The following is an 11,565-nucleotide window of genomic DNA, read 5'->3' on the forward strand; positions in this document are numbered from 1 at the left end:
AAAGCTGCTCAATAGACCCGGCGCAAACCTTACGGCGCCGGGCCCATTGTTACGCACTATTTACGGGGTGTTGCGGCTGTGGCGGTAATCGCTGACCGCTTCGTATACCGCCTTGCGCAAGCGGTTTATACCGCCGATGGGGCGATGCTCGGCGACGCCGAACCAAGGGTTGAAAGACTGGTTGTCGCACGCCAGGTTCTGTTCGGGCGTATCAAAATCCTGCGCGGGTATCCGCACCTTGGCCACGGTCTCATACGGCGCATCGCTCTCCTTCCATTCAATGCTGGTGTCTTCGATCGGCATAAATTTCTGTGGATTCTGCCGCTGAATCTGCAGCACAAAACAAGCCGGTGCACGATCAATCGACAGTTGCTGATTCAAGGCGCTGCGCAGGAAGTTCGGCAGGTCCTGGTTCTGCTCGGGCAATGCGTATTCCGGGCAGCTTTGTGGGTCGGGCGCAACCCGGAACTTGGCGTTAGCCGTGCCGAATTTATAGGGCGATACCGAAAAGTAGGTGGTTTGCGTCGGGCTGGTGGGTGCGGGGGCTAACGTTGCCAGGGCGATAAACAAGTGACGCACCTGCCAGCTACGTGGGTCAGCCTTGGGGAAGAATGCCTGGACCTTCTTGCCGTCCGCCTGAGCGCCGATGTTCTGCGCGTACTCCGCCACGTCACTGACGAAAAAGTTCGGGTGACTGAACATCACGAAGTCCTGTTCCGTGCGCGTTTGTTGGTCGTCCAGCAGCTGTTTGCCCGGTACGCTCAGCAGTTTGAGCGCCATGCCGCGTGCATCGCGGATGCTGTCGAACTGCGGGTAGGCGTTGCCGTTGGACAGGCGCATCAGCGCTTGCCAGGTCTTGCCCGGCTCGGCGAACACGCCCTGACGCAATGCCGGGTCGAGATCCGCCACTACGCTGACTTCAGCCTTCACGCAGCCATGGGCCTTGGCATGGGCATCGCGCAGGTAGCGCGTGCCTTCGCGGTGCTGATCGACGATGCGCACCGCCGTTTGGATGATGCCCTGGGTCATGGCCGCTTCACCGGGTGGGATCTGCTCATCCGGCGACACCGGGCCGCTGTGTTGCCAGGCAAACCAGGCAGTGGCGATCAGCCAGCCCAGCAGGCCCAAGCCCACCAGCCACAGCAGGGCTTTACCCAGAAATGCGCCGAGGCGCAGCCACAGACGTGCAAGCATCGAAGGTTCCTTGTGAGATCGGATAATCATGGCAACTGTTGCTCCAGCGGGCCGCCCAGCACTTTGAGGTATTCCAACAACGCCCAGCGCTCTTGCGGCAGCAGGCCGCGGCCGATCACGCCATTACCGCGCTGGCCGGCACGGAATTCATGGCCGCTGTTGTGGTTACCGGTGATGTGGGTATCGAACAGGAAGGCATTCTTGAACGCGCCGGTCTCAAACCCCAGGTGGCGCGGGTCATAGTTGAACGTGCCTTTATAGAAGGTGGTGCTGCGCTCGTCCTGGGGCGAGAGCAATTGGTAGATCGTCGGCACCGAGCCGTTGTGCAGGAACGGCGGTGTGGCCCACACGCCGGCCAATGGCCGCGCTTTGTAGGCGCGCAACTCGCGTACGCCGATGGGCAGGCCGAAACCGTTCAGGCGCTGGCGCTCGGCCGGGGTTACACCTGCGGCGCGGTAGGCGTGGTCTTCGACGAAGGCGGTGATGTAGGCCAGGCCTTGGGCCACGGACATTTTGTGCAGGTCCAGCGGTGCGGTCGGTGTGGGGTGCAGCTCGACGTTGAGCTTGGCCAGTTCCGCCGGGTCCCATTGCAGGGCGCTGAGGTCATAGCGCAGGTCGGCGATGTTGCTGGCGGCGCCGGGGTCGGTGCCGATGTACTCCACGGGGAGCATTTTCAGTTGTTGCACCGGGCGGCCATTGGCCTGGCTGACGGCGGGCACATGGCAGCCGGCGCAGTTCTCGGAGAACAGCGCGCGGCCTTGGGCGGCGAGGGGCTTGTCGACAGCGCCGAACAGGTCTTCCGGCCAGGTGGGCGGTTTGAGGCGTTGCAAGGTTTCTTCGAGCAGGTTGAGGTCACGCACGCGCACGCTGGAGGGGTAGCGTGCATCGCCCTGAAGCGGTTGGCCGGCGCTGTCGAAGAAATCCAACGTCGCGCCGACACCGAGGGACTCACCGATATTGCGCGCCATGGGCTGCTGGGCCGAGCCGTTCCATTGCACCCAGTTGAAGGTCCAGATATCCCACAGGTAGGGGTAGTCCACCGGCGCGTTGGCGACTCGGTAGTTGTCCGGGGAGAGGGCGTCGCCGAAGCTGGCGTTGGCGATACGGCCAAACGCGTCGGTGCGGCCCGGGCCTTCTTCGGTGGGGTAGAGGCCACGATGGGTGTCGTTCCAGGCGACGGTGAAAAACCTATCCAGCGACTGCTTGAAGTCCTGGCGCAGTTGGTTGTGCTCGGCGTCGTAGCGATCGCCCAGCACGTGGCGGGCAAAGCGTTCGAATTTCCACGGGTTGTAATAAGTGGCGGCCAGGCTGGCCACCAGCGCCTGGCCGAAACTGCCGCCGCGCAACGTGGGCACGCTTGAGGGCAGCACGTGCTGGGCCGAACCGCCATCGATGCGCAGGGCTTGGCCCTTAACGTGCAGCTCGCCGGTGTGGCAGGCGGCGCAGGTGATGTCCAGGTATTCAACCGGGCTGCCGGCGTTCTGGTGCCGGGTGAAACCCACTGGCAGGTTGCCGGGGTTTTGTGCGGTGGGGACTTGCTTGGGGTCCACCAAGAAACCGAAGCGCGCGAGGTACTCGGGCGTGGCAAAACGCTGGTCGGAGAACGGCAGTTCCAGGGCGGTGAACCAGGCGTAATGCAGGCCTTTTACCTGGGTGCCCTGGGGCGTGAAGTAGTAGGTCTGGCGGTCGGCGGCACTCCATTGGTCCTGGTAGTGCACTTGCTCCACGGGCACATAGCCCGGCAGCTTGGGGTTGACGGTGTAATAGAGCACCACGGCCAGGAGCAAGCCGAGCGCTATCAATATCAGGAGTAAAACACGGGAAAAAATGCGCAAGATAACTATCCTTGTCGAGTTGTAGCGTTCTTATGCCACTGCGTCACAGGTGCGGCAAGTGGCCAGCAGTCTGGTTGCAGCGGGTCCCGCGATCCTTCGCGGGCCTTCATAATGAATGAAAATGCTTTTAAACACGTGAACTTATCAGAAGTTTCCTGCTCACATGCCGGTAGCCATTGGTCGTGGCCGCCTGATAAGCTCGCGACTTTATTCGATTGCCCTTTTGGCGCATGAACAAGGAAATAGCATGAAACAGCATCGGTTGGCGGCGGCGGTGGCCCTGGTTAGCCTGGTACTTGCGGGTTGTGATTCGCAGACCAGCGTAGAGCTGAAAACCCCGGCGCAGAAAGCTTCCTACGGTATCGGCCTGAACATGGGCAAAAGCCTTGCTCAAGAAGGTATGGATGACCTGGACTCCAAAGCGGTAGCCCAGGGCATCGAAGATGCCGTCGGTAAGAAAGAACAGAAGCTGAAAGACGACGAACTGGTTGAAGCGTTTGCCGCACTGCAGAAGCGTGCAGAAGAACGTATGACCAAAATGAGTGAAGAGTCGGCATCCGCCGGCAAGAAATTCCTCGAAGAAAACGCCAAGAAAGACGGTGTAGTCACCACAGCTTCGGGTCTGCAGTACAAGATCGTGAAGAAGGCCGATGGCGCACAGCCTAAGCCGACCGACGTGGTGACCGTTCACTACACCGGCAAGCTCACCAACGGTACTACCTTTGACAGCTCCGTGGATCGCGGTAGCCCGATTGACCTGCCGGTCAGCGGCGTGATCCCAGGTTGGGTCGAAGGCCTGCAACTGATGCACGTTGGCGAGAAGGTCGAGTTGTACATCCCGTCCGACCTGGCGTACGGCGCCCAGAGCCCGAGCCCAGCGATTCCAGCCAACTCCGTGCTGGTATTCGACCTGGAACTGCTGGCCATCAAGGACCCAGCCAAGGCTGAAGCCCCTGACGCACCTGCGGCTCCAGCTGCCAAGAAGTAATCGGCGCCTGAACAGACAACGCCCCGTTTCGACGGGGCGTTGTCGTATCTGGTGTCGGCATAAATGAGTGTTCATGTGGGAGCTGGCTTGCCTGCGATGCAGGCAACTCGGTGTGTCGCTCACACTGCGGTGATGCCAGCTGCCACAGAGGAGTATTCAGCTCACTTCACGTTGAACCCGCAGCAAATCCAAACGAACCCCTGCAACCTGAAACAGTCTGATATAAGACTCGAGCACGGGTAGCGGCACATCAACGCCAAGTCAATGAAATCTTGGGTTTTTTTTATGTGCGCAAAAAACGCCCGATCTGACTGAAAGCCTTGTATCCCGTGGCTTTCAGCCGATAAAACAGGCTCTGTTCACAAGGTTATCCACAATTTGTGTGGATAACCTTTTATGTCGTCTGGAACTGGAGTGACGAATGAAACCACCCTTCAATTTCACCCGTTTCCTGCCCATGGCCGCCCGCTTGCTCGGCCGTGGGCGGTTGCCGACCCTGCTGTTTGCCGTCGCCGCCAAAGGCTCAAACCAAGGTAACCGGCTGGGTAAGCTCAAGGATGATCTCAAATTGCTTCAGGCTCTGTGTCTGGCCTACTGGCGCGGTGAGTACAGGGCGATCAGCCCCAAGGCGCTGATCTCGGTGGTGGCGGGGCTGATGTACTTTTTGAGCCCGATTGACGCGATCCCGGACTTTATTCCTGTGTTCGGTATGCTCGACGACATTGCCGTGCTGGCATGGGTCATGAAGACCCTGGACGGCGAAATGAGCGCCTTCCGCGCCTGGCGCGACGCCCAGCGTCCGGAAAAGCTCGCCGTGGTTGAGCGCCTGCCAGCGACGCCTGCGCTGTTGGCCGAGGAAAACCCGCAAAAAAACTGACGACGCTTATATCCCTCTGCGACCTTTGTGGCTGTTAGGATTACACTCCTAAGGAAAGTGCTTACTTAGTGAGTGTTGTTATCCTACGGGGCGGTCATGGATATTCAGATAATTTCACGCGATGGCGAACCCGAATACGCGGTGTTGCCATGGGACCAGTACCAGGCGCTACTAAAAGCCGCCGGTCAGCAACAACCAGTGCCAACGCCTACTTCTACCGCCCAGGTCGCTCCCGATCAGGCCTTGCGCCCGCTCGCGGACCTGCGCGGCCTGCGTGAAGCCAAGGGCCTGGCCATCGAAACGCTGGCCCGCACCGTGGGTATCAGCCCCTCGTACCTGGGATTGATTGAAAGTGGTGAACGCCAGCCGGATGCCGCCATACGCCGCAGCCTGGCCTGGGAGTTGGGCGTTGCAGGATGGAGGGATGAATCTTGAGCCTACGTATCAGCCGTCAACACTGGGACGGATTACTCAACGAACTGGACCAGGCGCGCCGACAGCGCCACCTGCTGACTTACCGCGCGCTGTTGGAGCGCCTGCAATTCCCCACGCCGGCGATGCAGACCCTGGCCGCCGCCCTGGAACACCTGGCCGCGCTGGACGCCAAGGCCGAGCAGCCATTGCGTAGCTCGCTGGTGATCAGCCAGGGCGCCAGCCGCCTGCCGCGCACCGGTTTTTTTGAATGTGTGGAGCGCTTGGGGCGTTTCAGCGGGCCATCCGATGGCGTGGCCGCCGCATCCTGGCACGCTTCGGAAGTGGTGCGGGTGTTCGAGTACGAGTACCCGGAATCCGCCGAGGCCTAAGCCTGGGCCAGCATGTCCAGGCTGTTGATCACATGAATGCTGTAGCCAGCCACATCCTTGGCATGGTGCTTGGCCTGCGAGGCCAGCTCCGCCAACTGGCTGGCATCCAGTTGTGCACAGGCCTGCGGATATAAATGCACCACGCCGATCGACAGTGACAGCAAGGCATACTCCTGGCGCACACCCTGGCGACTCAACGCCACAAAGCAGCCGGCATCGAGGTGTTCGGCGCGATAGAAACGTCGGCACTGGGTGTGGAAATCATCCAGCAGTTGGTTGAGCCGCTTGCGCCAATCCTGTGGGCCCAGCACCAGCAAAAAGTCATCGCCGCCGATATGCCCGACAAAGTCGCGGCTGGGGTCGACCCGGTCGTTGAGGCACTGCGCCAGGCACAGCAACACCTCATCCCCGCGTCCATAGCCGTAGATGTCATTGAACGGCTTGAAACTGTCGATATCCACGTAGCAGATCACCGACTCTCTTTGCTGCTGCAACAGCCGCGTCAGGCACTGCTGGATCGGCACGTTGCCGGGGAGCAGGGTCAGTGGGTTGGCGTAACGTGCCTGCTGGATTTTCAGCTCAGTGATCAGCTTGAGCACATCGATCACCCGGCCCAGCCCCAGGTAATCGCCATTGAGCGTGATGATGAAGTCTTCCTCAATCCGTTGCCGCGCACGGCTGGTCAACAGTCGGCTGACTTGCTGCAGGGATTGGCTCAGCTCCACTGCCAGAAAGTCATCGCTCATCAAACGGCTGATTGGCTTGCGCGCGAACAGGTCAGTGGCGAACGGCTTGAGCAGCGCGTCGGACAACGAGTGCCGATGCACGATGCCGACCGGATGGCCGCGCCCGTCCAGTACCGCCAGTGAGTTGAGGTTAGCCTGGCGGCGGAACGACTCCAGCACCAGCGCCGTGGCGGTGTCCTGGTGCACCGCCGGTTGCTCGTTGAGCAGAGCGCTGAGGTCGCTGCCTTCCTCGTTGAGGGCGATGTTGGCGTTGTCTTGCTTGGGCAGCATCAGGCGTGCTTCCTGCGGTGGGTGTTCCTGCGGACGGCAAAGCAGGTAGCCCTGCACCAGGTCAACGCCCATCTCCGTCAATACCGCCAGTTCTTCCGGCAGCTCAATGCCCTCGGCAATCACCTGGGCGCGCGAAGCTCTGGCGATTTGCAGGATGGAGCCGACGAACTCGCGCTTGAGTGCGTCCTGATGGATGCCGTCGATAAAGTGCCGGTCGATCTTCACGTAATCCGGGCGCAGCTCCGACCACAAGCGCAGGCTGGAATACCCGGCGCCCAAGTCATCCAGAGCGATGGCGAAGCCCATGTCGCGGTAATGATGAAGCGCTGTTTGCAGCAGGTTGAAATCGTCGGTGGGGGTCTGCTCGGTGAGTTCGATCACCACCTGGCTGGGCGGAATGCCGAAGTCGCGCAGCAGTTGCAGGGTGCGCCCCGGTTGATGCGCCGTTTCCATCAAGGATTCCGGCGAGATATTCAGGAACAGCTTGCCCGGCAGTTTTTGCTCGCTGAAGCGTCGGCAGGCGCTTTCACGGCAGGCCATTTCCAATTCGCTGAGGCGCCCGGCGTGGCGGGCGACTGTGAACAGGGCTACTGGGGAGTGCAACGGGCTGTTGGACGGGCCACGGCTGAGGGCTTCGTAGCCCAGGATGCGTCGTTCGGACAGGCAAATGATCGGTTGGAACAGGCTGTGCAAACTGCCTTGAGCCAGGATAGAGCCCAATGCATTCAGCTGTTCGGTCATGGTCATGTCGGTCTCGATCGAAAAAAAGGACCGCAGGCTCAACGCCGGCGGTCCTTCATTTCACGACAGAATGATGTCTATATGATGACACTCTGAGGAGCGATCACATTAAATTGCCATCATTTACTGCTTCGCCACCTGCTTGCTGATTTTCAGGTAGTCCAGCAGGATCCGACCTGTTTCGGCTAGGTAGGCGTCGTCTTCCGGCTTGGTTTTTTCAGGCTCGGCCGGCAGTGCATCTTCATCTTCTTTCTTCAGCTCTTTGAGCGGGTCTTCGCCTTTAGCCTTGCGGCGGGCGTTTTCCAGCACAAGCTGCTGATTTTCGATGCTGGTGTGCTGCGCACGGCGATCCGCTTCGTTGAGGCTGACGGTTTTCTCTTCCATCAGCTTCTTGGCCAGGGCCAGTTTGTCGCGGATAAACACGAACTCGGCATCCTTGGCGGAGCGGGCGTCGTGGTCAGCCTTAAGCTGCGTCAGGAACGGTTTGAACGGGTCCGACGCCGGCTTGATCGCAGGGCGGATGGTGTCCCACGGCATGGCCTCGGGCAGGGCGCTCTCGCCGATTTCCTTGGTATCGATGATCGACGGGAAGTCGACATCCGGCAGCACGCCCTGATGCTGGGTGCTCTGCCCGGATACCCGGTAGAACTTGGCCAACGTCAGTTTCAGCTCGCCATGGTTCAGCGGCTGAATGGTCTGCACGGTGCCTTTGCCGAAGGTCTGGCCACCGACGATCAGCGCACGGTGATAGTCCTGCATGGCGCCGGCGAAAATCTCCGAGGCCGAAGCTGAGAGACGGTTGACCAGCAACGCCATCGGGCCTTTGTAGAAGGCGCCTGGGTTCTCGTCTTCGAGCACGTCGACACGGCCGTCAGCGTTGCGTACCAACACGGTCGGGCCCTTGTCGATAAACAGGCTGGTCAGCTCGGTGGCTTCCTGCAGGGAGCCGCCGCCGTTGTTGCGCAGGTCGATGACTACACCGTCGACTTTCTCTTTCTGCAACTCGGTGAGGATTTTCTTCACGTCGCGGGTGGTGGACTTGTAGTCCGGATCGCCAGCGCGGAACGCCTTGAAGTCCAGGTAGAAGGCCGGGATTTCAATCACGCCCAGCTTGTAGTCCTTGCCATCCTGCTTGAGGTTGAGGACTTTCTTCTGCACGGCCTGGTCTTCGAGCTTCACCGCTTCACGGGTGATGGACACGATCTTGCTGGTCTGGTCGTTCGGTGCATTGGTGTGCGGAATCACTTCCAGGCGCACCACGCTGCCTTTCGGCCCACGGATCAGCTTGACCACTTCGTCCAGGCGCCAGCCGACCACGTCGACCATCTCTTTGTCGGCCTGGGCTACGCCGATGATTTTGTCGGCCGGGGCGACCTGCTTGGTCTTGTCGGCAGGGCCTGCCGGCACCAGACGTACGATCTTGACTTGGTCATTGTCGCTTTGCAGGACGGCACCGATGCCTTCCAGCGACAGACTCATGTTGATATCAAAATTTTCCGCGTTATCTGGCGACAGATAATTGGTGTGCGGGTCGTAGGACATCGCGAAGGTGTTGATGTAGGCCTGGAAGATATCTTCGGCACGGGTCTGGTCCAGACGTGCCAGCTGATTCTTGTAGCGCTTGGTCAACAGCTCTTGAATGGCCTTGGGCTCTTTGCCGGCGATCTTCAAGCGCAGCACTTCGTCCTTGACGCGTTTGCGCCACAGGTCGTCAAGGGCGGCGGTGCTGGTCAGCCAAGGCGCGTCCTTACGGTCCACCAGAAGGGTTTCCTTCTGGGTGAAGTCGAGCTTGTCGACGCCTTTGTTCAGCTCACCCAAGGCGAAGTCCAGACGCGCTTTGACGCGGTCCAGGTAGCGCTTGTAGATGGTGAAACCGGGCTGCAGGTCGCCGCTCTTGAGGAAGTCGTCGAACTGGGTCTTCCACTTGTCGAACTCAGCGATATCGCTGGCCAGGAAGTAGCTGCGCGACGGATCCAGCAGCTTGAGGTAGCTGTCATAGATGATCACCGAGCGAGCGTCGTCCAGCGGCGGCTTGCTGTAGTGATGACGCTTGAGCAACTCGACAACGTTAAGGCTGGCAATCACCTCATCGCGATCAGGCTGAAGGTTGTCCCAGCTATTGGCTGCGAACGTATTGGTCGACATCGACGCGAAGCCTAGACCAATGAAAAGAGCGAGGGCGGTGCTGGGGAACAGATGCTTCATGCTGATTCGACGCGGGGGCAATTGATAACGCATATTAGGCCGTCTTTGAGGGAGCCGGTTCCATATGATCCGGTCGCATAATGCAAAAAGCCCGGCGCTACAGCAACGGGCTCAGTCCAGACTCACTATGGAGGCACTGTGAAAGCATTGCAAGGCGTTGAAGGTCATGTGGAGTGGCTGACAGAACCCAGTCCTACCTGCGATGTAGGCCAAGTTCGCATTCGTGTGGCGGCTGCGGGCCTCAACCGCGCCGATTTATTACAGCGCGCGGGGCTCTATCCGCCACCGCCCGGGGCCAGCGCTGTGCTCGGTCTTGAGTGTTCCGGGATCATCAGCGAAGTTGGGCCGGGGTCGTCCTGGCAGGTCGGCGATCGCGTCTGCGCGCTGCTGGCCGGTGGCGGCATGGCCGAAGAAGTAGTGGTGGATGCGCGCCACGTGCTGCCAGTGCCGGAAGGCTTGTCGCTGACCGAAGCAGCGGCGTTGCCTGAGGTGTACAGCACGGCGTGGCTGAATCTGTTCCAGCTGGCGGGTCTAAAACCCGGTGAAAAAGTATTACTGCATGCCGGCGCCAGTGGCGTGGGCTCGGCGGCGATCCAGCTGTGCAAGGCGTTTGGCAGCCCGTGCTGGGTCAGCGTCGGCTCGGCGGAGCGCCTGGCCTACTGCGAAGCACTCGGCGCCCAGGGTGGCGTTGTACGTACTGAGGGGATTGAAGGGCTGCGCGATTTCGGGCCGTTTGACGTGATCCTCGACCCGGTGGGTGGCAACTATGCGGCGCTGGACCTCAAGCTGCTGGCCCTGGACGGTCGCTGGGTGTTGATTGGCTTGATGGGCGGGCGCGACGCGCAGCTTGACCTGGCGCAGGTGCTGGGCAAGCGTATCCAGCTGCTCGGCTCAACCCTGCGCAGCCGCAGTGATCAGTTCAAGGCGGACCTGTTCAGTGACTTGAGCCAGCATGTATGGCCGCTGTTTGCCGAGAGGCGCTTGAGCCCGCAACTGGCCAAGACCTTCCCGATCAAGGATGCCGAGGCGGCGTTTGCCGAGTTGGCGACCAACCAGATCTCCGGGAAGTTGGTGTTGGTGATTGACGACAGTTTGGCCTGACTCTGAACTGGAATGCGTTCAATGTGGGAGCAGGCTTGCCTGCGATAGCAGTGTCTCAGTGAAGAATGTTTCATCTGATACACCGTTATCGCGGGCAAGCCCGCTCCCACAGTGGATTGGATTTCAATTCAAATAAGTCGGGGTCACACCCAGTTGTGGATCGGCCAGCCGGCCTTCTCGGCATGCTCGCGCAATACCGGGTCCGGGTTCACCACCTGCGGGTGATCGACCTTCAACAGCAATGGCAAATCATTGCGCGAATCCGAGTAGAAATACGCACCCTCCAGCGTCTCACCTTCGCGCTCTAACCATTCGAGCAACCGCGTGATCTTGCCTTCACGGTAAGTCAGTACACCCACGGTACGGCCGCTGTACGCGCCATGGCTGACGTCAAGATCAATTCCCAACACTTCGTCGATACCGATGCGTGCCGCAATCGGCGTGACCAAATGCGTGCCCGAGGCGGAAATCACCAGGACCCGGTCGCCATTCGCACGGTGCCGGGCGATGGTCTTGGTGGCGTCGCTGTAGATCAGCGGCTCAATAACGTCCTCGACCCAGGGTTCCACCAGGTGCTCGATTTCTTCCGGCGTGCGGCCGATCATCGGCTCCAGGCTGAAGGCCATGAAGTCTTCCATGCGCAGCTTGCCCTGGCTGTAGGCGTCCATCAATTCGTTGTTCTTGCGCATAAACGACTCAGGGTCGACCCAGCCCAGGCGGCCCATCTGCTCGCTCCACAGGGTGGCGCAGTCGCCGTGGATCAGGGTGTCGTCCAAATCAAAAATTACCAATGCCATCCGTCATG

10 protein-coding genes are annotated in these 11,565 nt (G+C 60.2%); 5 read left to right on the forward strand and 5 right to left on the reverse strand.

Annotated elements, in window-relative coordinates:
- Positions 1 to 60: 60 nt before the first annotated feature.
- Positions 61 to 1,224 carry a catalase family protein gene (locus tag ACI77I_RS23045; RefSeq protein WP_406980168.1) on the reverse strand — a complete coding sequence of 388 codons (1,164 nt, stop codon included), beginning with the start codon at positions 1,222 to 1,224 and terminating at the stop codon, positions 61 to 63.
- Complete coding sequence (locus ACI77I_RS23050) at positions 1,221 to 3,029, reverse strand: di-heme-cytochrome C peroxidase (protein WP_406998504.1); 1,809 nt, start codon at positions 3,027 to 3,029, stop codon at positions 1,221 to 1,223. Before ACI77I_RS23050 ends, ACI77I_RS23045 begins: the two co-directional genes overlap by 4 nt.
- Before the next feature lie 247 nt (positions 3,030 to 3,276).
- On the opposite strand from ACI77I_RS23050, the gene ACI77I_RS23055 reads away from it, so the two are divergent.
- From ACI77I_RS23055 to ACI77I_RS23070, 4 genes are all read left to right on the forward strand, one after another.
- On the forward strand, positions 3,277 to 4,017 hold the full coding sequence (locus ACI77I_RS23055) for an FKBP-type peptidyl-prolyl cis-trans isomerase (RefSeq protein WP_094952114.1): 741 nt from the start codon (positions 3,277 to 3,279) through the stop codon (positions 4,015 to 4,017).
- Positions 4,018 to 4,438: 421 nt separating this feature from the next.
- Entirely contained in the window at positions 4,439 to 4,894 is a 456-nt protein-coding gene (locus tag ACI77I_RS23060; protein WP_094952113.1) for a YkvA family protein, read from the forward strand.
- Between the two features lie 96 nt (positions 4,895 to 4,990).
- Positions 4,991 to 5,329 (forward strand): helix-turn-helix transcriptional regulator, encoded by a 339-nt coding sequence (locus tag ACI77I_RS23065; RefSeq protein ID WP_094952122.1) that lies wholly within the window; start codon positions 4,991 to 4,993, stop codon positions 5,327 to 5,329.
- The gene (locus ACI77I_RS23070) at positions 5,326 to 5,697 is read left to right on the forward strand and encodes a hypothetical protein (protein ID WP_005786715.1); all 372 of its coding nucleotides are present in this window, start codon (positions 5,326 to 5,328) and stop codon (positions 5,695 to 5,697) included. Before ACI77I_RS23065 ends, ACI77I_RS23070 begins: the two co-directional genes overlap by 4 nt.
- On the opposite strand, the gene ACI77I_RS23075 is transcribed toward ACI77I_RS23070, so the two are convergent.
- Positions 5,694 to 7,460, reverse strand: a complete 1,767-nt coding sequence (locus ACI77I_RS23075; RefSeq protein ID WP_406998510.1) for a bifunctional diguanylate cyclase/phosphodiesterase — start codon at positions 7,458 to 7,460, stop codon at positions 5,694 to 5,696. The two genes, ACI77I_RS23070 and ACI77I_RS23075, sit on opposite strands and share 4 nt — an antisense overlap.
- 117 nt (positions 7,461 to 7,577) lie before the next feature.
- Entirely contained in the window at positions 7,578 to 9,659 is a 2,082-nt protein-coding gene (locus ACI77I_RS23080) for a carboxy terminal-processing peptidase (RefSeq protein ID WP_176462974.1), read from the reverse strand.
- 138 nt (positions 9,660 to 9,797) lie between these two features.
- Here ACI77I_RS23080 and ACI77I_RS23085 point away from each other — a divergent pair, with 138 nt between their 5' ends.
- Positions 9,798 to 10,760: a zinc-binding dehydrogenase gene (locus ACI77I_RS23085; RefSeq protein ID WP_094952111.1), complete on the forward strand. Its 963-nt coding sequence runs from the start codon at positions 9,798 to 9,800 to the stop codon at positions 10,758 to 10,760.
- A gap of 143 nt (positions 10,761 to 10,903) precedes the next feature.
- On the opposite strand, the gene ACI77I_RS23090 is transcribed toward ACI77I_RS23085, so the two are convergent.
- The gene (locus tag ACI77I_RS23090; protein ID WP_094952110.1) at positions 10,904 to 11,557 is read right to left on the reverse strand and encodes an HAD family phosphatase; all 654 of its coding nucleotides are present in this window, start codon (positions 11,555 to 11,557) and stop codon (positions 10,904 to 10,906) included.
- Positions 11,558 to 11,565 lie beyond the last annotated feature (8 nt).

This window comes from Pseudomonas sp. D47, assembly GCF_045447305.1.
GTDB lineage: Bacteria > Pseudomonadota > Gammaproteobacteria > Pseudomonadales > Pseudomonadaceae > Aquipseudomonas.